Consider the following 24,273-nt stretch of genomic DNA (forward strand, 5'->3'; position numbering starts at 1 on the left):
GGGCACCGACTACCCCGCGGCGGGGCGCTCAATCGGGCAGGCGGCCGGTGTCCAAAAGGTACTGCGCCACCTCGGCGACCTTGCGGCGCCGGCTGCGGGCCGCGCTGCGCAGCAGGGTGAAGGCCTCCTCCGCGCCGGTCTCGTGCCGGGCCATCAGGTAGCCGACCGCCCGCTCGATGACGATGCGGTAGTCCAGCGCGTACTGGAGTTGCCCGGCCAGCTCGCCGGCCCGCTGGGCGGCGAGCGCGGTGCTCAGCGTCGACTCGACCAGGTCGCAGTAGCGCTGCAGCGCCGCGGCCTCGGTGTCGTCCCAGTCGTGCGGCCGGTCGAGGAAGACGTCCAGGGTGCCGACGGGCACCCCGCCGAGGCGTACGGGCGCGCCGAGCACCGAGACGACGCCGTTGCGCAGGAACGTGTCGCGGATCTGCGGCCAGCGCTTGTCCTGGCTGAGGTCGTCGGTGTGGACGACCCGGTTGAGCACGAACGCCGTCACGCACGGGCCCTCGCCGGCGCTGCTCTGCGCCTCTTCCATGATCTTGCTGGGCGCGTTGCTCGCGGCCACGTAGTGCAGGCTGTTCTCCTCGTCGGCGACCATCAGGCCGCTGCCCGTCACGCCGAACAGGTCGACCGCGGCGTGCACGACGTCGGCCACCGCGCTCGGGATGTCGGCGCCGCCGACCCTCTCCAGCCGGCGCAGGCTGCTCGCGAGGACTTCCGGGTCGATGTTCGGCATGGGCCATCCTCATCCCTGTGCGGTGGCCCCGAGCCGGAGCAGGGCCGAGATCACTCCCGCGTACGCCTCGGCGGCGCGAACGCTGTCGTCCTCCCACGCGTGCGGCCGCGAGCGCAGGGCGTTCAGGGTGCCGGCCACGATGGTGCCGACCAGCACCGGAACGGACAGTACCGCCCGGACGGCAGGCTCGCCCTCCTTGCGGAGCTCCGCCCAGACCGGGGCGTAGTCGTCGCTGGCGGCCAGATCGGGGACCGCGACGATGCCCGCGGTGCGCACGCAGTCGACGCCCGGGCCGCAGTCGAGCGTCTGCTGGGCGCGCTCCAGCGCCAGCCCGGCGGGCAGGGACGCGCCGGCCACCCGCAGCACGCCGGCCTCGTCGAGCAGCATGAGGCCCACCCCGTCGACGTGGATCATGTCGCGGGCGGCGGTCATCACCTGGTCGAGGCGCTGCTCCAGGGTGCGGCCGTCGGGCGCGCCGGCCGCACCGAGAGAATCCAGGCTGGCCGCGAGCGCGTTCTGGTCAACTGGCATGGCCGTCTGGCTTCCCGGCCCGATCCCGGGCAAACCTCCACGTTTGAGCGGCTGCCCGGTGGGAAACTGAGGGCACGCTGGTCGAAAACCCTCCGCCCTGTGTCCGCGGATTGACACCGGAGGAGAACGCGTGCCCGCGGACACCCAGCTCGACAACCTCGACGAGTTCGCCGAGAAGTACGCCGCCGAACGCGACGCCGCCGACGAGTCGCACGCGCGCCGGCTGCGCGACGCGGCCATCGAGAAGCTGATGCCCCTCGCCGACCGTCTGGCCCGCCGCTACCGCCACGGCTCGCAGCCCGCCGACGACGTCACCCAGGTGGCCCGGCTGGGCCTGGTCAAGGCGGTGGAGCGCTACGACCCGGGGCGGGGCTCCTTCACCGCGTACGCGATCTCGGTCATCACCGGCGAGATCAAGCGGCACTTCCGGGACAACGGCTGGAACGTGCACGTCCCCCGCCGCCTCCAGGAGCTGGCGCTGGCGGTCAACCGGGCGCGGCAGGATCTGGCGGCGGAGCTGGGCCGGTGGCCGACCGAGCGGGAGATGGCCGAGCGGTGCGGCGTCGGCCTTCAGGACGTACGGGACGCGCTGGTCAGCGGCGCCGGCTATCGCGCCGTCTCGCTCAGCCGGCCCGTCGGCGAGGGCACCGGCGAGTTCGTGGACCTGTTCGGCGAGCCGGACAGCGCGATGGAGACGGTGCCCGACCGGCTGAGCCTGGCCGGCCTGCTCGGCCGGATGCCGGCGCGGGAACGGCACATCCTCGCGCTGCGCTTCCACGGCAACAAGACCCAACAGGAGATCGGCGAGGAGCTGGGCATCTCGCAGATGCACGTCTCCCGGCTGCTGAGCCGCGCCCTCGGCTGGCTGCGCGAGGCGATGCTCACCGACGGCGTGCCGCCCTGGCCGGGCGAGACCGACGAGGACGAGCGGCTCACGGTGGTGCCCGAGTTGCGCTCCGCCGGCCGTACGCGGGTGCGCGTCATCGGCGAGATCGACCGCGACACCGCACCCCGCCTGCGCACCGGCGTGCAGCCGGTGCTGACCCGCGTGGGCCCGGGCGAGACGGTCACGCTGGACCTGACCCGGGTCCCCCTGCTCGACGCGGCCGGCGTCGCGGCCCTGCTGGCCCTGCACCGCCTGGCCCGCGGCCGCCAGGTCCGGCTCACCATCGCCGGGGCGCAGCCCTTCGTCCGGCGGGTCGCCGAGATCGCGGGCCTCATGCCGCCCCGGGTCACGCCGGGCTGACCTCGCCGGGCAGGCGCAGGTGGGGGCCGCCGACCTGCATGCCGAGGGGCTCGGCACGGCCGCGGGGCTCCTCCCACTCCTCCTGGCGGCCGAGGGCGGTCAGGTCCAGGTAGCGGTATCCGTTGTGAAACTCCTCGATGCCCCGGCCGAAGGTCGAATAGGTGTGGAAGACGTCGTCGTCTACCCGCAGGAACGCGGAGATGCCGGGCATCTCGGTGCCGCGCATGTCGGCGGTCCAGGGGCCGCCGGTCCACGGGACGGTCAATTCCTCGCCGGTGCGGAAGTGGAGCACGACCGGGGCGACGCGGTCGTCGAGGGTGGCGTGGAAGTCGTAGTTGAAGTCGCTGCCGTGCGACGAGTACCAGGGAAAGGTCCACCCCATGCGGTCGCGGAACGCGGCGATCTCGTCGTACGGCGCCCGGGAGACGGCCACCAGCGTGGTGCCGCGGTCGTGCAGCTGGCGCAGGCCGCTGATGCCGTCGGCGGCCGACGCGCAGCTGGGGCACATGTGGTCGGTGAACATGAAATGGTGCATGACGAGCTGGCGGCGCCCGTCGAACAGGTCGAGCAGGCTCGCCGTGCCGTCCGGGCCCTCGAAGGCGTACGCCTTGTCGATCCTGACCATCGGCAGGCGGCGGCGGTCGGCGTTGAGGCGGTCGCGGGCCTTGGTGAGCTCCTTCTCGCGGGCCAGCAGCTCCAGGCGCGCGGCGAGCCACTGTTCGCGTGAGACGATCTCGGGGTTCATCGCAGGGTCTCCTTCAGGGTGGCCAGCGGGCCGTCCCAGTCGCGGGCGAGCGCGGCGAGGAACTGCTGGGCCACCTTCATCGGTGCGGAGTTGACGCGGTATCGGACGCGCCGCCGCTCACCCGGCTCGGCGATGACCAGTTCGGCCTCGGCGAGCAGGGTGAGGTGCTTGGCGATGGCCTGCCGGCTGATCGGCAGGCGGGCGGCCAGGTCGGTCGCGGTGGCGGGGCCGCCGGCGGCCAGCGCCGCGACGATCTCGCGGCGGGTCGGGTCGGCCAGTGCGGTGAAGACCTCCTGCGCGACCGCCTCCGGGTCAGAGGCGGCCATCGAGGTACGCGACCAGCTCGCCCAGCTCGCTCGTCCAGCCGCCGGTGTTGCCGTCGAACGCCGTCTTGTGCGCGTCGCCGGGCAGCTGGGCGAAGCCGCTCTCCACCATGGTCAGCGTGGTGCCGTCGCCCGCGGCCTCGAGGGTGAACTCCACATAGGTGCGCCGCGGGTCGCCCTCGGGCAGGCCGTAGATGGACCACGTGTAGCCGAGCACGTGCGGCGGCTCGAGCCGCTCGATGGTGAGCGTGGCCGCGTCGCCGCTCGACCAGGCGAGCTTGATGAGCCCGCCGACGCGCAGGTCGACCTCGGCGCTGTTGCCGAACCAGGTGCCCAGGCCCTGGGCGGTGGTCAGCGCCTCCCACACCCGCGGGACGGGCTGGGCCAGCTCGAGGGTGCGCTCGATCCGATCGGGGAATGCCATCGTCGCCTCCTATAGCAACCAGTTGGTTGCTATAGACGTTATAGCAACCGACTGGTTGCGTCCAGGGGTAGCGTGATGACAAACAGCGAACCGCCCTGCGGGGCCGGCTCGTAGCCGAGGTCGCCGCCGTTGGCGCGGGCCAGCTCCCGGACGATGTAGAGGCCCAGGCCGGTGCCCTTGACCGTGCGGGCGGTGCACTCGGCGCGGGCGAAGCGGCTGAACAGGTGGGGCCGCAGCTCCTCCGGCACGCCGGGCCCGTTGTCGTGCACCACGATGCGGGCCGTCGAGCCCCGGGCCTCGGCGGTCAGCGCGGTGGCGCCGCCGCCGTACTTCGCGGCGTTCGAGATCAGGTTGGTCAGCATCTGGCTGAGATGGCCCGGCTGCACCGACGCGACCAGCCCCTCGGGGCACTCCAGGCGCACCCGGGCCCGGCTCGACACCCCGAAGCGGTCCATGGCGCGCACCCCGGGATCGGGCGCGGTGAGCACCGCCTCCAGGTGCGAGCGGACGTCGACCGGCTCGGGAGCCGCGGTCAGCTTGCCGGCGTCGACGGTCACCATCGCCAGCACCTCCCGGACGATGCCGTCGAGCAGGTGGGCGTTGCGGTCGACGGCCTGCAGCATCGCGCGCTGGCGCTCGGCGGGCAGCACGTCCCAGGCGTCGGTGAGCGTCTCGGTGTAGCCCAGGATCGACGACAGCGGGTTGCCGATCTCGTGGCCGAGCATGCCGATCAGGTCCTGCTTGAGCTGGTTGGCTGCCTCCAGCTGCTGGTTGCGCTCGGCCAGGTCGGCGATCGCGGCGTCGCGGGCCCGCTCGGCCTCGCGGCTCGCCGTGATATCGGTGTTGAGCGAGAGGATGGCGACCGGGTTGCCCTCCGAGTCGTACTGCACGGCCTTGCGGGACAGCACCGTCAGCCGGCGGCCGTCGGCGCGCCGGTGCTCGATCGTGCCGGCCCACAGCCCGTCGCGCAGCAGCGTCTCGGTGACCGACTCGCGGTTCTCCCCGCCCGTCCACTCGGTGCCGAGCAGGCGGTCCAGCACCTGGCCGATCGCGGTCTCCGCCGGCCAGCCGTAGACGCGCTCCGCGGCCGGGTTCCAGTAGAGGACGTGCCCGGTCAGGTCGCGCACGATGACCGCGTCCTGGGTGAGGTCGAGCAGCTGGGCACGCTGGCGGAGCTGCTCGTCGATCGCCCGGCGCGCGGTCACGTCCTGCACCTGCGTGACCAGGTAGAGCGGGCGGCCGGCCTCGTCCCGTACCACCGTGCCGTGGATCTGCACCCAGACGGTGTGGCCGCCGGCGTGCCGGTAGCGCTCGGAGACCTTGACCGTGTCGGCGTCGCCGCCGCTGAGCTCCAGCAGGTGACGGTCGGTCTCGGCGTGGCTCGCCGGGTGGTGCAGGTGGTGCACCAGCCGGCCGGTGAGCTCGACGGCGGAATAGCCGGTGATGGCCGCCATGGCGGAGTTGGCCTGGAGCACGGTGCCGAGGCTCTCCGGCATCAGGCTGATCAGCAGCATGCCGAGCGGGCTGTTGTCGAACGCCGAGCGGAAGCGCGCCTCGCTGTGCTGGAGCAGGGCCACCGCCTCGGCGTGCCGCAGCACACCGGCGAGCGCGTCGGCGAGCAGGGTCAGCTGCTGCGCGTCGGCGTCGTCGAAGGCGTACGGCCGCCCGCTGGAGACCGTGAGGACGCCCAGCGGCTCGCCGTCGACCAGCAACGGCGCGCTGACCAGCGAGCGCATCCCGAGCTCCTGGCACATCTCCCGCTGCACCCGCGGATCGGTAGCGGTGTCGTCGGACCGCAGGGTCTTGCGCGTCCGGACGACCAGGCCGGCCAGCGACCCGTCGATCGGCGCCGCGAAGAGCTCCCGGTTCGCCAGCGAGCCCGCCCCGGCGGCGTCGCGCAGCACCGTGCCGTCGACGAGCCCGACCACGCAGCCGTCACCGGCGATCGCCGTCAGGGTGCGCTCGGCGAGCAGGCGCAGGGCCTTGCCCCGGTCGGAGGCGGCCGCGGCCACCTCGCGCTGGATGCTGATCGTGGTGCGCAGGCGGTACGTCTCGCGCGCCGCCTGCGCGTCGGCCTGGTCCTGGCTGCGCCGCTCCACGTCGATGTCGACCATCTGCAGCAGGAAGTGCAGCGGGCGGCCGTCGTCGTCGCGCAGCAGCACGGCCGAGAGCATGCACCACACCCACGACCCGTCCTTGCGGATGTAGCGCTTCTGCAGGCGGATGCTGTGCGCCTCCCCGGCGATCATCCGGGTGACCATGTCGAGCGTCGCGTCCAAATCGGCCGGATGGATGATCGAGTGGTAGTTGCCGGCGAGCAGCTCGTCCGGCTCGTAGCCGGTGATCGCCGCGACGGCGTTGTTGACGCGCAGCCACGAGCCGTCGAGCCCGACCAGGGCCACGCCGATCGGCGACGACTCGACCATCGAGCGGAAGCGGGCCTCGACGCGGTCCGCGCTCACGGCGCCGGCGGTGTCCAGCCGCGCCTGGGCACGGGCCTCGCGGGCGCGGTTCTCGGTCTCCGCCAGCCGGGCGGCCAGCTCGCACTCGGCGGCCGCGGCCAGGTCCTCGAGGGTCGACAGCTCGTCGGCCGTCCACTCGCGGGGAACGACGTCGACGACGCAGAAGGCGCCGAGCGTCTCGCCGCGCGGCGACCGCAGCGGGAAGCCCGCGTACGCGGCAACGCCCAGCTCGGTGACCGCGGCGCGGTCGCGGACGCGGCCGTCCGACCGGGCGTCGGTGACGATGAGCGGCGCGTCCGACTCCACCACGTGCCGGCAGGGTGCGTGCGCCAGCGGGCTGTCCGGCCGCTCGTCGCGCCGCTCGCCCACGGCCCGCTGTGCGGGCACACCCGCCGGGCCGAGCTCGCTTTCCCGCGTGGGCACGCCCGCCGGGCCGAGTTCGCTTTCCCGCGTGGGCACGCCCACCGTGCTCAGGAAGACCTGGCGGCTGTCGCCGATCAGCGAGATCGCGGCGACCGGGGCACCGGCCAGGCGCGCGGCCAGCCGGGTGAGCCGATCGAGCACGGGGGTGCCGTGCGACGGGCCGTTCATCAGCCCGGTGGCCCGCAGCGCGCGGAGCCGTGCCGGGTCGGTCAGCCTGTCCGAGCCGCCCACTGCGGGGCCGGGGTGCCGCGAAGCCATGCCGGGTCTATCGGTCGCACCGCATGCCACCTTGAGGCAACCCGGCCGCAACAAAAAAGAGCCCGGCCGAGCACAGCCGGGCCCCTCTCGCGCAGTTCAGGGGAGCTTCACGTCGCTGTTGCCGTGGAAGTCCTGCGGCTCGCCCTCGCCGCCGGCCTCCGGGTCACGGTGGCCCAGCGCGGTCTCGCCCGGCAGCTCCTCGACGCGCTCCTTGGCCAGCTCCTCGAGCTCTTCACGCTTCTCGGCGTCGCTCATGACGTACCTCCTGCTTGATCTTGATCTTGATCAGTACGAGGTCGAAACTACCCCCGCGGAGCGGCCCTGAACCGGCCCCGAGACGGGCGTCACGTCGCCGACCGGACAACGATCAAGCTCGATGTCATGGAACGATGGCTGAACCTGTTTCCGACCCCGGAGGACGACATGTCCGTTTCGACTCCGACGCGTCGCAAGGTCGCCGTCCGAGCCGGCATTGCGCTCGCCACCCTGTCCGCCGTCATCGCCGCTCCCCTGCCCGCCGTCGCCGCCCCGGCGGCCGCGCCCTCACTCAGCTGGTCCGCCTGCACCGAGGAGGACCTCGCCGGCTATCAGTGCGCGACCACCGAGGTGCCGCTCGACCACGACCGGCCCGGCGGCCCCACCACCACGATCGCGCTCGCCCGCCGCCCGGCCGGCGACCCCGCCCAGCGCATCGGCACCATCTTCGTCAACCCGGGCGGCCCCGGCGGCGCCGGCCGCTTCATGGCCACGATCGCCGGCCAGCTCGTCTCGGCCGACGTGCTCGCCCGCTTCGACATCGTCGGCTTCGACCCGCGCGGCATCGGGGCGAGCGACCCGTTGCAGTGCTTCGCCACCGACGCCGAGGCCGAGGCTCTCCTGGCGCAGATGAAGTACGTGCCGCTGAGCAAACAGGACATCGCGAGCACGCTGCGCGCCAACTACGCGTACACGGAGGGCTGCAAGCGCAACGCCGGCCCGCTGCTCGAGCACATGAGCACGCTCAACGTGGCGAAGGACCTCGACCTGCTGCGCCGGCGCGTCGGCGACGCCAAGCTGTCGTACATCGGCTACTCGTACGGCACGCACCTCGGCGCCACCTACGTGAACCTCTTCCCGGGCAAGGTGCGCGCGGTCGTGCTCGACGGCAACGTCGACCCGGACCAGCGCGCCAACCGCCGGCTGGCCAACAAGTTCGACCGGGCCGGCGGCTTCGAGCTGGCGCTCGACGGGTTCCTGCGCGCCTGCGACGCGGCCGGTCCCGCCTGCGCGCTCTCCGGCGACGCCCGGGCGAAGTACGAGAAGGTGCGGCTCCGCTTCCGGCAGGGCCCGGTCACGCTCCCCGGCTACGGCGTGGTCACCATCGACGACCTCACCAGCTTCGTCTCGTCGACCATGTACGACGTCGCGGCGTTCCCCGAGGCTGCCGAGGTGCTGCGGCTCGCGTACGACACCATCACCGGGGCGCCCGCGGTCCTCAAGGCCCCCACCAGGGATCTGAAGGCGGTGCCCGCCCGCGGTGGCATGCCGGACGCGTACTCGTACACCGGCAACGACGCCTTCTTCGCCGTGAACTGCGCCGACGCTCCGCTGCCGCGCAACCCGGCGCTCTACCCCGGCTTCGCCAAGGTCTTCGAGGCCGCGCATCCCACCTTCGGGCGCGCGGAGGCGTTCGGTGAGGTCGGCTGCGCCAACTGGCCGCGCGTCACCGAGCGCTACGCCGGCCCGTGGGACCGCAAGACGTCGGCGACGGTCCTGCTGGTCAACCCGACGTACGACCCGGCGACCCGCTACGACTTCGCCCGCCGGATGGAGCGCGAGCTGGGCAACGCCCGCCTGCTCACGATGACCGGCTTCGGCCACACGAGCAGCTTCAGCGCGTGCGTCACCGACTGGTACACGAAGTACCTGATCGCCGGCACCGTGCCGCCGAAGGGCACGGTCTGCGAGCAGGACCGCGCGCCGTTCCCCGCGGCGAACTCTTAGGGTGCATCCCGGACAATGCCGGCGGGCGTCCGCGCCGCATCGGCGCTATCAGAGCTCGTTCGTGCCGGTGGCGCCGGACGCCTTCGGCCGGGACTAGCCTGCGTGGATGGAGCCCACCCCCTCCCCGCGCACGAGACTCTCCGCGTGGCCCTCGGAGAGGGAGCCTTCGCTGCGGTGGAAGATGGGCGAGGCCGTCGCACCCGACGACATCCGTTCCTCAGCGCGGGTCCGCGCCATTCTCGACGCGGCCGCCGCACCCGGCGTCTACGCCAAGTGGCAGGGCGCCCACTGGGCCCTCGCGGCGCTGGCCGACCTCGGCTACCCGCCCGGTGACCCCGCCCTGCATCCGCTGCGCGAGCGGGTTCTGGCCGCCTGGCTCGACGACGCGTACTACGTGGAGTTCGAAGCCTCCTCGAAGTCCACGGCCTACGGCCGGCGCGGCATGCCCGTCGTGCGGGGCCGCCACCGATGCCACGCCTCCCAGCAGGGCAACGCCCTCTGGTACCTGACCCGGCTCGGCCTGGCCGACGAACGCTGCGACGCCCTCGCCGAGCGCCTGCTCCACTGGCAGTGGCCCGACGGCGGATGGAACTGCGACAAGAACCCCGCGGCGGACACGTCGTCGTTCTGCGAGACCCTGCTGCCGATGCGCGGCCTGGCAGCCCACGGCCTGATCACCGAGGCGAAGCGGGCCGCCGAGGTCTTCCTGACCCGCCGGCTGGCCTTCCGGGTCAGCGACGGCTCGCTGATCCATCCGGAGTTCACCAAGCTGCACTACCCGCTCTACTGGCATTACGACATCCTGGGCGGCCTGAAGGCCCTCGCCGATCTCGGCCTGCTCGGCGACCCCCGCTGCGCCGACGCCCTCGACCTGCTCGAGTCCCTGCAAGTCGACGGCGGTTGGCCGGCACACGCCCGCTACTACACCACCACGACACCCGACCCGGTCGACTGGGGCGGCACCAGCACACGCCGCCCCAACCCCTGGGTCACCGCCGACGCCCTGCACGTCCTGCACACCGCCGGCCGCCGGTCCGGCAACCGGTGACGCGTGCCTGGTGACGAATGAGCCTCTGCGCTATTGCAAGTAGAAGCAGCGGTCCGGGTGGACCGGCGCCAGCTCGAACCCGAGGGCGTGGTGCAGGTGGTAGCCGTCCGGTGAAGGGAAGGCGACGGCCTGGACGGCACCCTGGCGAGCGGCGGCCGCGAGCCGGACGCGGGTGAGCGCGGTGCCGATGCCGTGGCGGCGCCGGCCTGTGGTGACGCAACAGTGGACGAGCCACACGGCGTCCTCGAACTGGAACGAGGTCGCGGCTCCGACCGGAACACCCTGATGGTGGGCGGTCCAGTGCCGGATCGGACTGCCGGGCCCGAAGCCGAGGCGGGCGGCGACGTCGACGCGGCGGTCGAGTTCGCCGGGTTCGCCCCACCAGCCGTCGTCGGCGTACACGCGCTGGTTCTCCCGCAGCGCCTGGACGTCGGTCACCTCGCTGATCTGCCACGCCGGCGCGACGTCGTGGTCGAGGCCGGCCAGAGGGCGGCCCATGTTGTGCCCGGTGCGCTCCGGTTTCAGTCCTCGGTCGATCAGCCGGGCGGTCGCCTCCGGACCCGGCGGGCCGGTGACGAGCACCGAGGCGGGCACGGCCTTCTCGCGCAGCCAGTCGAGCAGCGCGTCCAGCTCGTCGGAGCCGGCAACCGACGGGTCGATGACGGCGCCGTTCTCGCTGTTGGAGTGCAGGCCCGTCGACACCGCGAACCCATCCCCGACGCTGGTCTGCGCGAAGCCGCCGGCGGCCAAGGCGCGAAACCACGCCGCCTGCGTCCGGAGCGCCAATCCAGAGATGTCCACAAACGCAGGCTAGACCGATCAGGTAATCCGCACTGCCCACCCACCTCTTCCCCGCGGCTTCCGCCACGGACAACGCGCACCGATCCGCCGCCGCAGCCGCTCTTGCCCCTTGGAGCGCCGTCGCCCCAGCTAGACCCCTTTCGGGGTGGAGGTCTCGTTCGAGTCCTTTGTGAGTCTTCTGGGGGATCGACGTCGTTGGGTGTTTTCGGTTGTTCTGGGTGTATGCGGTACGGCGATGGTGGTGGTGTTGATCAGGCGGAACGGGCACGGCGGGAGCAGGTCCGGCAGAGCGCGGCGGAGTTGTTCGCGCAGGGGTTGCGGGCGGTCGAGGTCGCGGCGCGGTTGCAGGTGTCGGCGAAGTCGGCGTATCAGTGGCGGCGTGCGTGGGTGCTGCGGGTCTGGTGTCTAAGGGCGCGTCGGGTCCGGACCCGAAACTGCCGGACGTGCAGTTGGCCCGGTTGTCCGAACGTCTCGAACAGGGCCCGGCCGCGGCCGGGTACGGCGATGATCAGCGGTGGACCCTCGCGCGGGTTGTCGCGCTGATCGCGACCATGTTCCATGTGAAAGTCGGTATCACCACGGCGTGGCAGGCGATGCGCCGGCTTGGCTACTGCGTGCAGATGCCGATCCATCGCGGAATCGAGCGTGACGAGGCGGCGATCGAGCATTGGCGGCGGTATCAGTGGCCGTCGCTAAAAGAGTCGCCGCCCGTACCGGGGCATGGATCTGTTTCGCTGACGAATGCGGGCAGACGTTAAGAGCGTCCAAGGCCACCACCTGGGCGCCGCGGGGTGTGACGCCGGTGGTGAAGGTGACCGCGAAGAGCAGCGCCCGGGTGTCCGAGCTCAACCCGGCCGAGAAGGTCTGGTCGACGATGAAACGCAGCCTGGCCAACCACTGCCTGCGCACCGGCGCGGACCTGCTCACCGCGGTGAAGAACCGCCTCAAACGCCAGCAATACCGCCCCGCGCTGCTCGACGGCTACCTCACCGGAACGGGTCTATCCCCACCAACCCCGGCCAGACCCCAACCCCGAAAGGTGTCTAGCCTCCGCCCGAGCGGGCGCGCCACCCGGGTGGGTTCGTCGCTCGGGCAGGTTCATTGCTCGGGCGAATTCGTCGCCCTGGCCCCGCGGGGGCGGGACCGTGTCGGGAGCTTACGCAGACCGCGCGTCGCTTGGGCGAGACCGCGCTCAGGCGTTTGCGCAACCGCACGCCGCCCGGACGAGACCGCGCTCGAACGCTTACGCAAACCGCACGCCGCCCGGACGAGATCGATGCTCAAGCGCTGGTGCAGACCGTTCCGTTCAGGGTGAAGACGGTCGGCAGGACGTTGGGGCCGCTGTAGGAGCCGACGAAGCCGGCATTCGTCGACGCGCCCGGTGCCAGGCCGGCGTCGCTCGTCACGCGGACGGTGCGGGACTCCTGGGTCCATGTCGCGTTCCAGCCGCTGCTGACGCTCTGCCATGTGGTGGGCCAGGTGAAGGCCAGCGTCCAGCCGTTGACGGCGTTCACCCCGTTGTTGGTGATGTCGACGGAGCCCACGAAGCCGTTGCCCCAGTCGTTGGTGTCGCGGAAGCTGACCGTGCAGCTCGCGTTCGCCGGCGTGCCCGTCGTGAACGTCACCGGCGGTGACGCGGCGGAGAGGCGCCCGGCAGTGTCACGGGCGAGCACGTTCAGCGTGTAACGGCGGCCCGGGTCGAGGTTGCGGACCGTCAGCGACGTGCCGGTGGTTTCGCCGAGCAGCTCGCTGATGCCGCCGTTCTGCCGGTACACCTCGTACTTCACGCTGGCGGCCGTGGCGGGCCAGGAGATCGTGGCGGTGCGGTCCGTGGCGGTCGCGGTGGGCTGGGCGGGTGCCTTCGGCGCCACAGCGCCGGTGGTTGCCGGGTGCAGGGTGACCAGCTTGATGGCGTACGGCGGGAGGGTCTGCGCCGTTGCCGTGCTGCCCGTGCCCGTCGCCACGCCGTCGGCGCCGTTGGTGAACGTGGTGACCGCCGGTGCTGCCGACGCGGGGGCGAAGCCGTGGTAGTTCAGCGCGACCGTGTGCTCCGCGTCCGGGTCCTTGTTGATCAGCAGGACGGCCAGGTCACCGTTGGCGCGTCGCACCGCGTGCGTGCTGACGAGGGCGTTGTCACTGCCCGTACCGACGAAACGGTCACCCGGCTTGGCGAAGTCGCCCATCAGCGACAGCGCGTGATAAGGCGCGAATGGCGTGTTCAGCGGCGGCTGGCAGACCGAGTTGTCGGCCGTGCAGTTGCCGCTGGAGAGCAGGCCGTAATCGCCGTAGTCGGTGCGCCCGGCCACGGTGGAGACCGTGCCGAGGCCGTTGTGGACGTTCCACCAGTGCACGGTGAAGACGCCCTGGGCGAGCAAGCCGCTGTAGACGTCCGCGAGGAAGAGCGCGCCCGGCTGCGTGTTGCGCCCCACGTCGACGTTGGTCTCGGTCATGCTGATCTGGATGCGGTCGGCGCGCTCCCCCACGTACCGGCTGATCTGATCTCGCAGCAGGGAGACCGCGTCCTGGATGTGCGCCGTCTTGGTGAGCGCCTCCGCCGGCGTGCTGCCGCCCGGATACCAGTGCACGTCGACGAAGTCGATGGCCGCGCCGGCCCGCGTCAGGACCTCCTGGTTCCAGCTGCCCTGATCGCCGGAGCCGACGATGCCGTCCGGCCAGTTGCCCGGCATGGTGAGCACGGCACCCACCTTGATCGACGGGTCGACAGCCTTCATGGCTTGCGCGTACGCGACGACGTGTGCCGCATACTCCTTGGGGCTCTTGTCCGCGTGGTTGTCCGCCTCCCACGCCGACCCGTAGTGCCCGTTGCCGTAGTTCTCGTTGCCGATCGTCCAGTACGTCGCGCCGTAGCCCTTCTCGACGTTGGCGTAACGCACCCAGTCGGCGGCCTCCTGCGCCGTACCCGTCCCGTAGTTCGCGATGATCATCGGCTCGGCCCCGGTCCGCCGCGCGCCCGCCATGAACGTGTCGAAGTCCGTCCCCGGCGCGACGTAGCCGCCGGGCGCGGTGTGGTCGCGCCAGTGGTAGATGTCCGCGTACGACCCGCCCGGGTAACGCACCATCCGCACGCCGGCGTCGTTGAGCAGATCGGCCACCTCCGGCGTGCCGAGCTGCGAGTCCCAGATCGCGTGGTTGACACCGAGCGCCACATCGCCGACCGCGGCAAGCCCCGCCCGCACATCGACATCGACGCGTGTGGCCACGCCGGCAGCCGGCGCGGCCATTCCAGCGGCGGCCTGCGCACCGCCCGGCGCCACGGCGACCGCGCCGGCCGCGACCATCACCGCGGCGACGGCCAACCCACGCCGAGCCAAAGAGAACAGCACATCAGCCTCCGCCAAGACCGAGCATTGGGAGCGCTCCCAATACTGGGCCGTCGAACGATGCCTGTCAATGCGCTCACTCGGTGATGGCGTAGGGCGGCACGCGGGCGCCGATTCCCTGGGCGCGGGAGGGGACCAGCGACGTTCACCAGCCGTTCGGGCCTGGTGTTCATCCGTCGGCGGCGCGCACGCTGACACCATGTTCACGTCGCTGCCGCTGGCGGAGATGCTCAGGGCACAGGACCGCACCCGCGCCGCGGAGCTGGCCGCGTTCTCCGGCTGCCTTCGGGGTGGGGTCGCCGAGCACCTCGACCAGGGCGCGTCCGACGTCCGGATCTACGGGGCGGGCGTCTGGTTGTCGCAGGAGGTCTCGCCGATTCCGGGCGGCGGCACGCATCCCCTCGTGCTGGCCGATCCGTCGCTGCTCGATGGGGAGGAAACCGGCTCCGTGGTGTGGGCCCTGGACCATCCGCTTCTCCTCGCCCACCTGCGGGCCATGACGGGTGGCGCCGCGCCGGCCCAGGATCTCGTCGCCGTGTCCGCCGACATGCCGCGTGAGCACTTCGAGGAGACGGGCAAGGCCGTCGCGGGCGGGCTGCGGGGCGTCTTCGGCGCCCGGGTGACGATGAACGGCGCACCGGGCATCCTGACCGCCGGGCACGTCACATCGCCCAACGCGACAAGCCAGGTGCACCGACGCGACGGGCACCAGGCGTGCGACGCGACGGGCGCGTGCGCTCCGGTTGTGTTCGCCTCCCATGCCGGCACCACGACGAGGCGGGAACCGCTCGCCGACGTGGCCGTGGTGGAGTTGCCGCAGCAGGCGACGAAGGATCAGCGGATCGGGGCGCCCACCGTTGCCGGGCCCGACGAGCAGCTGCGCCGGCTCGGAGGCTCCGGGCGGGGACGTCCGGGCGAGCGCTACCGAGCGCTGTGCACGTGGGTGCGGGTCAACAACCGGACCGGTTTGTGGGGTGACGTCTACATGACCGAGAAGCAGATCGGCAGGGCCGGCGACTCCGGTTCCGCGGTCGTGGACTCCCAGGGACGACTCGTCGGCCACTACCTCGGGGCCACGTCGGCGAACGGGTTCGTCCAGCAGATCTTCACGCAGCTTCCGCCGGGCTGCTCGGTGCCATGAGAAGCCCGGTTCCGGTGTCCGCCGTGGCGGTCGCGGCAGTGGTCGCGCTCGTCGCCGCCGGCGCCGTGCTGCTGTTCGCCGGCGCGACGCTGTGGATCGTGACGCAGTGGACCCTGCTCCGCTTGATGACCGTGGTCGTCGCCGCGGTGGGCCTGCTCTTCCTGGGATGCGCCGCGGCGGTGGCCGCCGCCGGCCTCGTCACGCGGTCGGCCCCGCAAGCGGCCCAGCCGGCGGACGTGGACGACGAGAAAGACATGGAACACGCGGCCGAGGCCGCGGTCCAGGCGGCGGACGGCATCGGCAACGCCTTCGCCAGCGCGGGCTCCGCCGGGCGCTTGGCCATCGGCGGCAGCCTGCACCTGTGGGCGGCGGGCACCCTCGCGGCCGTCGACTTCATCAACACCGCCACGTAGCCCTCGTCACGCGACCGGCAAGCTCAGGCCGGGCGCACGTCCATCCCCAGCGCCATCGCGACCACCACCGCCTGGTCGGGTGTGATGATGGCCTGGCGGACGGCGGTGGCCGCCGGGTCGAGGGCGGTCAGGTCGCTGCCTCGCAGGTCGCAGCGGGTCAGGTCGGCCTGGTGGAGCTGGGCGCCGGAGAGGTCGGCGCCCGTGAGGGTGGCCCCCTGGCAGCGGGCGCCGGACAGGTCGGCCTCGCGCAGGCGCAGCCCGGTGAGGGTGGCGCTGGAGAGGTCGGCCGCGCGCAGGGTCGTGAAGGACCAGTCGCCGCCGTCGGCCGTCAGCAGGTCGAAGGAGCAGCGCTCGAAGGAGCTGCCCACCATCTTGCAGCTGGTCAGCGTGGCGTCGAAGAAGTTGCACGCCACGAACGTGCAGTTGAGGAAGGCGACGTCGGTCATCTCGGCGCAGTTGAAGCGGGCGTTGCGGAACGTGCATCTGTCGAACTCGACGCCCTCCAGAGTGGTCTCACACAGGTCCAGGTCGACGAAGGTGTCGCCGGCGTGGGTCGAGCGCGAGCCCACGCCGGCGTCCCAGTCCTCGGTGCGCAGGGTTGCCATGCCCCGGCACGTTAGACGAGCGGTACGACAAGAATCAGCGGACGCGGAACGACGTGCGCACCGACGGCTCCGACGAGCCGCCGACCCCGGCGCCGTAGACGCCGCGCGCCGTCGCCCACTTCGCGCGGGCCGGGTCCCAATACTCCAGCAGGTGCAGGCCGGCGAGGTCGGACCGGGTCAGGGTGATCTCGATCGTGCGCCGCTGTCCGGGTGCGAGCGTGACGCGCTGCCAGCCGACCAGGCGGGACGGCGGCTCGCCCGTGGCGGCGGGCAGGGTGACGTACGCCTGCGCCACCTCCGTACCCGTGCGCTTGCCGGTGTTCTTCAGATCGAAGCTGATCGTCAAGGACCGGCGGCCGTCGCCGCTGACCCGCGGGGACGAGTAGGCGAACGTCGTGTACGACAGCCCGTGGCCGAACGGGAACAACGGCTCGATGCCTTCGCTCTGATACCAGCGGTAGCCGACCTTCAGGCCCTCGCTGTAGTCGACCTGCCGGATGCCCGACGCGTCGACCACACCGGGGTATCGCGCCGCGCTCCCCGCCGTCGGCGTGTCCGCGAGCGACCGCGGGAAGGTCATCGGCAGCTTGCCGGACGGGCTGGTGTCGCCGAACAGCAGCGACGCGATCGCCGGGCCCATCTGCTCGCCGCCGTACCAGTTCTCCAGGACCGCCGGCACCCGCGACAGCCAGGGCATCTCCACCGCGCTGCCGGTCTGGAGCACCACGACCGTGCGCGGGTTGGCCGCCGCCACCGCCGAGATCAGCGCGTCGCCGTTGCCCTGGAGCCGCAGGTCCGTGAGGTCGTTGAACTCACCCATGCGGGCATACCCGAAGACGATCGCCACGTCGGACCGGGCCGCGGCCGCCGCTGCCGCCGCGATGTCGCTGCCGTTGTCGAACGTGACGGAGGCGCCGGCACGGGCCGCCCGGTCGCGCAGCGCGGATTCCGGCGAGACCAGATCCTCGCATGGCAGCGTCGTCGGATTGCCGAAACGCCAGGGCAACGAGCAGACCGACTGCGCGCTGATGCCGTCCGTCGGCGTCGAGGACGCCGTCGCCCCGATCACCGCTATCTCGTCACCCTTGCGCGGCGACAACGGCAGCAGCCCCTCGTTCTTCAGCAGCACCGAGCCCTGTTCGGCGGTGCTGCGGGCGATCGCCTTGTGCGCGGGCGTCGACGCGTCCGCGACCGCTTCCGCAGGCAGCGGATTGTCGAAAAGACCCCCACGGATGTACGAGCGGACGACTCGGAACGCCGCCGCGTCGATCTGCCTCTGCGTGATCTCGCCGGCCGCCAGGGCCGCGTCGAGGCGGGCCGGGGTGTACCAGATCGGCCGGTTCAGTTCCTGATCGAGCCCGTTCGCCAGGCTGGCCGCCGTCGAGTGCACCGACCCGAAATCGCTCATCACATAGCCGTCGAAGCCGATGTCGCCCTTCAGCACGTCGTCCAGGCGTGGATTCTCACAGGCGTAGGTGCCGTTGATCTGGTTGTACGAGCACATGACGCTCTCCGGCGCGCCCCGGTCGATCGCGATCTCGAACGGCAGATCGTAGATCTCGCGCAGGGTCCGCTCGGACGCGTTCGACGAGCTGGTCTGCCGGTCCACTTCCTGCTCGTTGGCGACGTAGTGCTTCAGTGTCGCCAGCACCCGGTCGTCCTGTTCGATGCCCCGCGATCCGGCCGCCGCGATCAGGCCGGTGAGCAGCGGATCCTCACCGAGATATTCCGGGGTGCGCCCGGACAGCGGCGTCCGCCCGCCGGCCAGTCCCGGCGCGAGCAACACGTTCTTGCGTTTGTCGTACGCCTCCACCGCCTGCGCCTTTCCCTTGGCGTACGCGAGCGCTTCGTTCCAGGTCGCCGCCTGCGCGATGGTTGCCGGGAACGCCGTGACCCCGGGTGTGAACCGCACCCCGTCCGGCCCGTCGGAATAGACCACGGTCGGCGTGCACGGCACCTGAACGGGATAGACGACCCCGCCCTGCCATGCGGTCTGCGTGGGGCTGTTCGCCGGCTGCTCCACCAGCCACCGGTACTTCTGGTGCTGACTGCTGGCCGCGAGCAGGGCCGCCGCCCGCTGTTCCGCCGACTTCCGCTTGTTCATCCAGGGAACCGTCGAGCAGTCCACCGCGGCCTGCGCGGCGACCGGGGTGACGAACGGCGCGAGCAGGGCGAGCAGTGCCGCCCCGAGCTTGATACGTTTCATATTTACTCCTGTCGATGGACCATGGGCACAGGAGTGCCACGGAAGGATGTTTCGGGAGTGTTTCCGTCCTGATCACATCCTGTGTCGCGGCCGGGAACGGCCGCTAGGACGTGATGCACGCGGTGTAGCACAGAACGCACCTACCGCAGCGGCTCATCGAATCCGGCGTCGGGCCGATAGGACCTGAGGAAGGGGCGGTGCGCTGATGACGAAGCTGCGTGCGGGCATGACGCTGCGCACGTCCCTGCTGCGCACCGTCGTGTTCGCCGCCCTCTACACGCTGGCCACCTATGCGGGCCGCCTGACGGTCATGGACGAGACCAACCTGAGCATGGTCTGGCCCGCCGCCGGCGTCTCGGCGATCTGGTTCCTGGCGCAGTACGGCTCCCGCTGGCGATGGCTCGACGCGCTCGCGCTCGCCGGCATCACCGTGGCCGTGAACATCGTCACCGGCGCGCCGGCCGGCCTCACCCCGTGGTTCGTGGTGGCCAACCTCGTGCAGGCGTGGACGTTCGCCCTGCTCTTCCGCCGCTGGCTGCCCCAGCTGTGGGGCGGCGGCGGGACAAAGCCGCTCGCCCGGGCGCAGGAGCTGTGGCGGCTGATCGGCGCGGCGCTGGTCGCGACGACCGTGGGGGCGCTGATCGGGCCCACCGGGCTGTGGGCGGTCAACGACGCCTACTCGGTGCCGGCCGCCGCCGTCTGGCTCACCCGCAACACCGTGAGCATCCTGCTGATCGGCGCCGCGGGCCTGCGCATCGGCTATCTGCTGCACCGACGGCGCGCGCTGCCGCTGGTGCGGATCTGGACCAGGATGCCGTCCCGCACCCGCCTCGAGTACGTCGTGGTGATCGTGCTGTCGATCGCCGCGTACACGGCGATCTTCGGCACCGACAACCGCCTCCCGCTGGCCTTCACGCTGATCGTGATGACCGTCTGGGCCGGTTCCCGCCTGCACACCGGCTTCGTGATCCTGCACGACCTCACGTTCGGCACGATCGCCGTGCTCTGGACGCTGGCCGGCACCGGGCCGTTCGCCGTGATCGACTCCGACGCCGCGCGGGCGCTGGTGTCGCAGGCGTACGTCGGAATGATCGCCGTCGTGGGCCTGTCCCTGGCGCTCGGCCGCGACGAGCGCAACACCATCCTGCGCGAGCTGCGCGACGCCAAGGAGGACGCGGCGGCGCAGGCGAAGCTGATGACCACGATCGTCGACTCGATGTCCGAGGGCCTGACCGTCATGGACGGGAACGGCCGCATCGTGCTGCGCAACCCCGCGGTGCGGCGGCTGACCGGCGGCATCGTCAGCCCGTCCGACATGATGCGCGACCCCGACTACTACGGCCTGTTCCACCCGGACGGCACGCCCATGCGGCGCGACGACATGCCGTTCCGCAAGGCGCTGGCCGGTACGGAGGTCCGCAGCGTCGACATCCTGATCCGCAACCCGGCCCTGCCGGACGGCCGGATCCTGAGCGTCAGCTCCACCCCGATCCCGCCCGACGCGGCGGGCACCCGCTACGCCGTCACGGTCTTCCACGACGTCACCGCCGAGCGCCGTCACCGCACCGAGCTCGCGAACTTCGCCGGCGTCGTCGCGCACGACCTGCTCAACCCGCTGAGCACGATCGACGGCTGGAGCGAGGCGCTGGACGAGGCCTTCGCCGACTTCCCCGGCCACCCGGCCGCCGCCGAGGCCGAGGACGGGATCCGCCGCATCCGCCGCGCCTCCGCCCGGATGCGCGACATGATCAACGACCTGCTCGCGTACACGACGGCACGCGACGCGGCCATCGCGCCGTCGCTCGTCGACCTCGGCGCGGTGGTCAACGACATCGCGATCGCCCGCATCGATCAGGCGCAGAGCACGGGCGCGCCGCAGCCGGCGTTCCACATCGGCGAGCTCGGCACCGCGTACGCCGACCCGGTCCTCGCACGGCAGCTCCTGGAGAACCTGATCAGCAACTCGATCAAGTACACGGCGCCCGGCGTGCCGCCGGAGATCAGCATCCGGGCGTCACGCGACGAGCACACGGTCACCGTGACGCTCGACGACAACGGCATCGGCATCCCCGCCGACCAGCAGGAGAGCGTCTTCGAGAACTTCCACCGCGCCCACCGCGGGGGCGGCTACGGCGGCACCGGCCTGGGCCTGGGCATCTGCCGGCGGATCGTGGAACGGCACGGCGGCAGCATCGCCGCCGCCGGCAACCCGGTCGGCGCCGGCACGCGTTTCACCTTCACGCTGCCCGCGGACGCCTCGGTCACGCCCCGCGGCGACGAGCCCGCGCCGCCGGCGACGGCACCGGCGGCCTTCGTCCCGTCCGCCGCGCCCCTGCCGGCCCGGGCGGGCACCTTCGCGCACGCGGCCCACCTCGTGCTCGACTACCTGCACGAGCACCTGCCGCTGGCCTTCTGGGCGGTGACCCGGGTCGAGAACGGCCGGCAGACCTACCTCTACCTCGACGCGGGCAACGGCTACGGCCTGCACCAGGGCGACAGCCACCCCTGGGAGGACAGCTTCTGCGTCCACATGGCCGCCCAGCGGGCGCCGGCGGTCGCTCTCGACGCCCAATCCGTGCCGTTGTACGCGGCGGCCGGCGTCAACGACCTCATCGAGATCAACACGTACGCCGGCGCGGTCATCACCGAGCCGGACGGCTCGATCTTCGGCGCCATCTGCGGGCTGGACCCCCGCACCCACACCGGCGACGCCCGGATGGCCGGCGCCGAGCCGTTGCTCGCCCTGCTCGGGCAGCTGCTCACCGCGGCGCTGTCGGCCGACCGCGCCCAGGACCGCTCGACCGGCGCCCTGCTGCGCGAACAGGTCAGCGCCGACACCGACCCGCTGACCGGCCTGCCCAACCGCCGCGCCTGGCAGCGGCTGCTGGAGAGCGCCGAGAAGTCGTACGAGCAGCTGGCCGACCCCACGGTGATCGCCATGGTCGACCTGGACCGGCTCAAGAAGATCAACGACACGCGCGGGCACGCCGCCGGCGACGCGTACCTCAAGGCGGCGGCCGACGCCCTGGCGCGCACCGTCCGGGAGACCGACGTCGTCGCCCGGCTCGGCGGCGACGAGTTCGGCGTGCTGCTGCCCCAGTGCACCGAGGCCGACGCCGAGGCGGTGCTGACGCGCGTCCGCCGGGAGCTGGAGCGGGCCGGGGTCGCCGCCTCCATCGGCTGGAACGCCGTCACCCCCAAGGACGGCTTCGCGGCCGCCCTGGAGCACGCCGACGCCGCCATGTACGCCGAGAAGCGCCGGCGGCGCACCGACGTCCGCCGCGCGCACGACGCCTCGTCCCGCTAGGTTGATCCCGTGAGTCTCGAAAAGGTGATCTTCGGCTTCTTCGTGCTCCTCGCCGCGACGCTCAACTTCGGATTCTTCATCGGCGACATCTCCGACCCGGCGTTGCACAACGAGTACGAGCTGTTCGCCGCTGTCGTGGTCAACCTGATCGCGACCGTGCTCAAGTTCGGCGACCGCACCCAGATCGGCGCGGTCCACCTGGCCACCAGCCTGGTCGCCGACCTTCAGCTCATCGCCGCCACGCTGGCCTGGGTGTACGCGACGCAGATCTCCGACGCGGGCATGACCGGCGAGGCGACCGCGAGCGTGGTGTCGCTCTCCGGTGGCGCGCTGCTGGCCAACCTGGTCTCGGTCGCCCTCCTGGTGATCGAGACCGTCTCGTTCAACCGCCGCTGATGGTCCAGCAACGGGACCCGCGCGGCAGGACGACCGTCACCCGGCCCACCGAGCCCTCGTCGACGATCTTCCTGATCCTGCGCCGGATGCGCGCCCCGCTGATCGTGCTCATCGTCATCTTCGCGGTCAGCGTGCTCGGCCTGACCCTCATGCCCGGCCAGGACGACCAGGGCCGGCCCGACCGCATGGGCTTCTTCGACGCGTTCTACTTCATGAGCTACACGGCCACCACGATCGGGTACGGGGAGATCCCGCACGCGTTCACCGGCGCCCAGCGGCTGTGGGTGATCGCGTCCATCTACCTGAGCGTCGTCGGCTGGGCCTATGCGATCGGTGCGCTGCTCACCCTCGTACGCGACAGGGCCTTTCGGGAAGCCCTCGCGTTGCGCCGCTTCACCCGCCAGGTGCTGCGGATGCGGGAGCCCTTCCTGCTGATCGTCGGCTACGGGCAGACCGGCCAGCTGCTCGGCCAGGCCCTCGACTCGCTCGGCCGCCGGCTGGTCGTGCTCGACAACACGCCCGAGCACGTCGACTCGCTCGACCTGGACGCCTACTACGCGGACGTGCCGGGCCTGGTCGCCGACGGCGCCAACCCGCACATGCTGGGCGCGGCCGGTCTCGAGCACCCACAGTGCGAGGGTGTGGTGGCGCTGACCAACAACGACGAGGTCAACCTGGTGGTGGCGATGACCGCGGCCCTCGTACGGCCGAATCTGCCGGTCATCGCCCGCACGGTCTCGCCGGTGATCGAGCACCGGATGCGCGCGTTCGGCTCGCCGACCGTGGTCAACCCGTTCGACCGCTTCGGCGACCACATCCGGCTGGCGCTGCACCAGCCGTCGTCCTTCCAGCTGCTGTCCTGGCTGATCAAGGGCGAGGGCGCGACCCTGCCGGACAAGGGCCGCCCGCCCACCTCGGGCCGCTGGGTGGTCTGCGGGTACGGGCGGTTCGGCCACAAGCTCGTCGACGACCTGCTGGCGGACGGCCTCCAGGTGACCGTCGTCGAGCTCGGCCCGCCCGGCGCCGGCGACCACGACCACGACCCCGCCCGGCTCGAGGTGATCGTGGGGGACGCGTCGGAGCCGTCGGTCATGGCCCGGGCGCGGCTGGCCGACGCGGTCGGCTTCGTGGCCGGCACGCACAACGACGCGACGAACCTGTCCCTGGTGGCGGCCGCCCGCAAGGAGAACCCGTCGCTGTTCATCGGCGCCCGCCAGAACCGCCCCCGCAACGCGCCGCTGTTCGCCACGATGGACGTCGACTGGCTGCTGGTGCCGAGCGAGATGGCCGCCCGCGAGATCTACGCCCAGCTGAGCACCCCGCTGACCTGGCGTTTCCTCCAGGAGATGCCGGCGCGGGGCGACGACTGGGCGGCGGCCACGATCGCCACCCTCGGCGCGCACTGCGGCACCAAGCTCGACAACCTGTGGAAGGTCACGCTGACGCCGCGGGAGGCGCCGGCCCTGATGAGCTGGCTGAACGGCGGTGCGGCACCGCTGGGCGACCTGATGCGCTGCCCGCACGACCGCGACGAGCGGGTGGCCGCCGTACCCCTGCTCCTGCTCCGCGGCGACGAGTCGACGCTCGGCCCCACCGACGACACGAGCCTCGCCGCCGGCGACCAGATCCTCTTCGCCGGTCGCCGCGGCGCCCGCCGCGACCTGCTCGACACCCTGACGAACCACGTGGTCAGCGAGTACGTGCTGCGCGGCCGCACGGTGCCCGCCGGCTGGCTCTGGCAGCAGATGACCGGCCGCAAGCCCAGCAACCACGGCTGATCGGGTTCGGGCGCCTACATCAACTTCCGTGGTCAACCGGTTTAGCAGCGCAGACGCCGCTCGCCCGGCATGCATGGCGCGTTCGGCGATGCAAGGCAGACAATCGGAC

At 71.9% G+C, this 24,273-nt stretch carries 21 protein-coding genes; 10 read left to right on the plus strand and 11 right to left on the minus strand.

Annotated elements, in window-relative coordinates; translation table 11 throughout:
- Window positions 1–28 precede the first annotated feature (28 nt).
- Both Ade02nite_RS17345 and Ade02nite_RS17350 read right to left on the minus strand, forming a co-directional pair.
- Complete coding sequence (locus Ade02nite_RS17345; protein ID WP_203763788.1) at window positions 29–733, minus strand: GAF and ANTAR domain-containing protein; 705 nt, start codon at window positions 731–733, stop codon at window positions 29–31.
- A 9-nt stretch (window positions 734–742) separates the two neighbouring features.
- The gene (locus Ade02nite_RS17350; RefSeq protein ID WP_203763791.1) at window positions 743–1,264 is read right to left on the minus strand and encodes a GAF domain-containing protein; all 522 of its coding nucleotides are present in this window, start codon (window positions 1,262–1,264) and stop codon (window positions 743–745) included.
- 130 nt (window positions 1,265–1,394) lie between these two features.
- On the opposite strand from Ade02nite_RS17350, the gene Ade02nite_RS17355 reads away from it, so the two are divergent.
- Entirely contained in the window at window positions 1,395–2,510 is a 1,116-nt protein-coding gene (locus Ade02nite_RS17355; protein ID WP_203763794.1) for a SigB/SigF/SigG family RNA polymerase sigma factor, read from the plus strand.
- On the opposite strand, the gene Ade02nite_RS17360 is transcribed toward Ade02nite_RS17355, so the two are convergent.
- The 5 genes from Ade02nite_RS17360 to Ade02nite_RS17380 form a co-directional block, all read right to left on the minus strand.
- Entirely contained in the window at window positions 2,497–3,255 is a 759-nt protein-coding gene (locus Ade02nite_RS17360) for a DUF899 domain-containing protein (protein WP_203763797.1), read from the minus strand. The genes Ade02nite_RS17355 and Ade02nite_RS17360 overlap by 14 nt on opposite strands.
- Window positions 3,252–3,581 carry an ArsR/SmtB family transcription factor gene (locus tag Ade02nite_RS17365; protein ID WP_203763800.1) on the minus strand — a complete coding sequence of 110 codons (330 nt, stop codon included), beginning with the start codon at window positions 3,579–3,581 and terminating at the stop codon, window positions 3,252–3,254. The genes Ade02nite_RS17360 and Ade02nite_RS17365 overlap by 4 nt, the downstream gene beginning before the upstream one ends.
- Entirely contained in the window at window positions 3,568–4,002 is a 435-nt protein-coding gene (locus Ade02nite_RS17370; protein WP_203763803.1) for an SRPBCC domain-containing protein, read from the minus strand. The genes Ade02nite_RS17365 and Ade02nite_RS17370 overlap by 14 nt, the downstream gene beginning before the upstream one ends.
- 38 nt (window positions 4,003–4,040) lie before the next feature.
- The gene (locus Ade02nite_RS17375) at window positions 4,041–7,145 is read right to left on the minus strand and encodes a sensor histidine kinase (protein ID WP_203763805.1); all 3,105 of its coding nucleotides are present in this window, start codon (window positions 7,143–7,145) and stop codon (window positions 4,041–4,043) included.
- Window positions 7,146–7,241: 96 nt separating this feature from the next.
- On the minus strand, window positions 7,242–7,400 hold the full coding sequence (locus Ade02nite_RS17380) for a hypothetical protein (protein WP_203763807.1): 159 nt from the start codon (window positions 7,398–7,400) through the stop codon (window positions 7,242–7,244).
- Between the two features lie 126 nt (window positions 7,401–7,526).
- Between Ade02nite_RS17380 and Ade02nite_RS17385 the strand changes: the two genes are divergently transcribed.
- Complete coding sequence (locus Ade02nite_RS17385) at window positions 7,527–9,128, plus strand: alpha/beta hydrolase (RefSeq protein WP_203763809.1); 1,602 nt, start codon at window positions 7,527–7,529, stop codon at window positions 9,126–9,128.
- Between the two features lie 106 nt (window positions 9,129–9,234).
- The gene (locus Ade02nite_RS17390; protein ID WP_203763811.1) at window positions 9,235–10,176 is read left to right on the plus strand and encodes a hypothetical protein; all 942 of its coding nucleotides are present in this window, start codon (window positions 9,235–9,237) and stop codon (window positions 10,174–10,176) included.
- A gap of 30 nt (window positions 10,177–10,206) precedes the next feature.
- Here the strand turns inward: Ade02nite_RS17390 and Ade02nite_RS17395 are convergent, their stop codons facing one another.
- Window positions 10,207–10,977, minus strand: coding sequence for a GNAT family N-acetyltransferase (locus tag Ade02nite_RS17395; protein WP_203763814.1), 771 nt, complete (start codon window positions 10,975–10,977; stop codon window positions 10,207–10,209).
- 222 nt (window positions 10,978–11,199) lie between these two features.
- Here Ade02nite_RS17395 and Ade02nite_RS49315 point away from each other — a divergent pair, with 222 nt between their 5' ends.
- On the plus strand, window positions 11,200–11,520 hold the full coding sequence (locus Ade02nite_RS49315) for a helix-turn-helix domain-containing protein (protein WP_239168828.1): 321 nt from the start codon (window positions 11,200–11,202) through the stop codon (window positions 11,518–11,520).
- Window positions 11,421–11,735 carry a helix-turn-helix domain-containing protein gene (locus Ade02nite_RS17400; protein ID WP_239168836.1) on the plus strand — a complete coding sequence of 105 codons (315 nt, stop codon included), beginning with the start codon at window positions 11,421–11,423 and terminating at the stop codon, window positions 11,733–11,735. Before Ade02nite_RS49315 ends, Ade02nite_RS17400 begins: the two co-directional genes overlap by 100 nt.
- Before the next feature lie 522 nt (window positions 11,736–12,257).
- Here Ade02nite_RS17400 and Ade02nite_RS17405 read toward each other — a convergent pair.
- Window positions 12,258–14,276 (minus strand): cellulose binding domain-containing protein, encoded by a 2,019-nt coding sequence (locus Ade02nite_RS17405; protein WP_203763896.1) that lies wholly within the window; start codon window positions 14,274–14,276, stop codon window positions 12,258–12,260.
- 241 nt (window positions 14,277–14,517) lie between these two features.
- Here Ade02nite_RS17405 and Ade02nite_RS17410 point away from each other — a divergent pair, with 241 nt between their 5' ends.
- Both Ade02nite_RS17410 and Ade02nite_RS17415 read left to right on the plus strand, forming a co-directional pair.
- Complete coding sequence (locus Ade02nite_RS17410; RefSeq protein ID WP_203763816.1) at window positions 14,518–15,459, plus strand: trypsin-like peptidase domain-containing protein; 942 nt, start codon at window positions 14,518–14,520, stop codon at window positions 15,457–15,459.
- Window positions 15,456–15,872 (plus strand): hypothetical protein, encoded by a 417-nt coding sequence (locus Ade02nite_RS17415; protein WP_203763819.1) that lies wholly within the window; start codon window positions 15,456–15,458, stop codon window positions 15,870–15,872. The genes Ade02nite_RS17410 and Ade02nite_RS17415 overlap by 4 nt, the downstream gene beginning before the upstream one ends.
- A 23-nt stretch (window positions 15,873–15,895) precedes the next feature.
- Here Ade02nite_RS17415 and Ade02nite_RS17420 read toward each other — a convergent pair whose 3' ends face one another.
- Both Ade02nite_RS17420 and Ade02nite_RS17425 read right to left on the minus strand, forming a co-directional pair.
- Window positions 15,896–16,477, minus strand: a complete 582-nt coding sequence (locus tag Ade02nite_RS17420; protein WP_203763822.1) for a pentapeptide repeat-containing protein — start codon at window positions 16,475–16,477, stop codon at window positions 15,896–15,898.
- Window positions 16,478–16,511: 34 nt separating this feature from the next.
- Window positions 16,512–18,683 (minus strand): beta-glucosidase, encoded by a 2,172-nt coding sequence (locus Ade02nite_RS17425; RefSeq protein ID WP_203763825.1) that lies wholly within the window; start codon window positions 18,681–18,683, stop codon window positions 16,512–16,514.
- A gap of 205 nt (window positions 18,684–18,888) precedes the next feature.
- On the opposite strand from Ade02nite_RS17425, the gene Ade02nite_RS17430 reads away from it, so the two are divergent.
- Genes Ade02nite_RS17430 through Ade02nite_RS17440 form a run of 3 tightly spaced genes read left to right on the plus strand, consistent with a single transcriptional unit; the run spans window position 18,889 to window position 24,164 of the window.
- Window positions 18,889–21,990: a diguanylate cyclase domain-containing protein gene (locus Ade02nite_RS17430; protein WP_203763828.1), complete on the plus strand. Its 3,102-nt coding sequence runs from the start codon at window positions 18,889–18,891 to the stop codon at window positions 21,988–21,990.
- 9 nt (window positions 21,991–21,999) lie between these two features.
- Window positions 22,000–22,386, plus strand: a complete 387-nt coding sequence (locus Ade02nite_RS17435; protein WP_203763830.1) for a DUF6394 family protein — start codon at window positions 22,000–22,002, stop codon at window positions 22,384–22,386.
- The gene (locus Ade02nite_RS17440; protein WP_203763833.1) at window positions 22,386–24,164 is read left to right on the plus strand and encodes a potassium channel family protein; all 1,779 of its coding nucleotides are present in this window, start codon (window positions 22,386–22,388) and stop codon (window positions 24,162–24,164) included. The genes Ade02nite_RS17435 and Ade02nite_RS17440 overlap by 1 nt, the downstream gene beginning before the upstream one ends.
- Window positions 24,165–24,273 lie beyond the last annotated feature (109 nt).

Source organism: Paractinoplanes deccanensis, from assembly GCF_016862115.1.
Taxonomy (GTDB): Bacteria; Actinomycetota; Actinomycetes; order Mycobacteriales; family Micromonosporaceae; genus Actinoplanes; species Actinoplanes deccanensis.

Excerpts from the sequence above, each read along its gene's own strand:
- Ade02nite_RS17440 (WP_203763833.1), top strand. The coding sequence starts at position 22,386 with ATGGTCCAGCAACGGGACCCGCGCGGCAGGACGACCGTCACCCGGCCC.
- Ade02nite_RS17360 (WP_203763797.1), bottom strand. The coding sequence starts at position 3,255 with ATGAACCCCGAGATCGTCTCACGCGAACAGTGGCTCGCCGCGCGCCTG.
- Ade02nite_RS17380 (WP_203763807.1), bottom strand. The coding sequence starts at position 7,400 with ATGAGCGACGCCGAGAAGCGTGAAGAGCTCGAGGAGCTGGCCAAGGAG.
- Ade02nite_RS49315 (WP_239168828.1), top strand. The coding sequence starts at position 11,200 with ATGCGGTACGGCGATGGTGGTGGTGTTGATCAGGCGGAACGGGCACGG.
- Ade02nite_RS17345 (WP_203763788.1), bottom strand. The coding sequence starts at position 733 with ATGCCGAACATCGACCCGGAAGTCCTCGCGAGCAGCCTGCGCCGGCTG.
- Ade02nite_RS17430 (WP_203763828.1), top strand. The coding sequence starts at position 18,889 with ATGACGAAGCTGCGTGCGGGCATGACGCTGCGCACGTCCCTGCTGCGC.
- Ade02nite_RS17405 (WP_203763896.1), bottom strand. The coding sequence starts at position 14,276 with ATGGTCGCGGCCGGCGCGGTCGCCGTGGCGCCGGGCGGTGCGCAGGCC.
- Ade02nite_RS17365 (WP_203763800.1), bottom strand. The coding sequence starts at position 3,581 with ATGGCCGCCTCTGACCCGGAGGCGGTCGCGCAGGAGGTCTTCACCGCA.
- Ade02nite_RS17420 (WP_203763822.1), bottom strand. The coding sequence starts at position 16,477 with ATGGCAACCCTGCGCACCGAGGACTGGGACGCCGGCGTGGGCTCGCGC.
- Ade02nite_RS17390 (WP_203763811.1), top strand. The coding sequence starts at position 9,235 with ATGGAGCCCACCCCCTCCCCGCGCACGAGACTCTCCGCGTGGCCCTCG.
- Ade02nite_RS17370 (WP_203763803.1), bottom strand. The coding sequence starts at position 4,002 with ATGGCATTCCCCGATCGGATCGAGCGCACCCTCGAGCTGGCCCAGCCC.
- Ade02nite_RS17425 (WP_203763825.1), bottom strand. The coding sequence starts at position 18,683 with ATGAAACGTATCAAGCTCGGGGCGGCACTGCTCGCCCTGCTCGCGCCG.
- Ade02nite_RS17410 (WP_203763816.1), top strand. The coding sequence starts at position 14,518 with ATGTTCACGTCGCTGCCGCTGGCGGAGATGCTCAGGGCACAGGACCGC.
- Ade02nite_RS17350 (WP_203763791.1), bottom strand. The coding sequence starts at position 1,264 with ATGCCAGTTGACCAGAACGCGCTCGCGGCCAGCCTGGATTCTCTCGGT.
- Ade02nite_RS17375 (WP_203763805.1), bottom strand. The coding sequence starts at position 7,145 with ATGGCTTCGCGGCACCCCGGCCCCGCAGTGGGCGGCTCGGACAGGCTG.
- Ade02nite_RS17415 (WP_203763819.1), top strand. The coding sequence starts at position 15,456 with ATGAGAAGCCCGGTTCCGGTGTCCGCCGTGGCGGTCGCGGCAGTGGTC.
- Ade02nite_RS17385 (WP_203763809.1), top strand. The coding sequence starts at position 7,527 with ATGGAACGATGGCTGAACCTGTTTCCGACCCCGGAGGACGACATGTCC.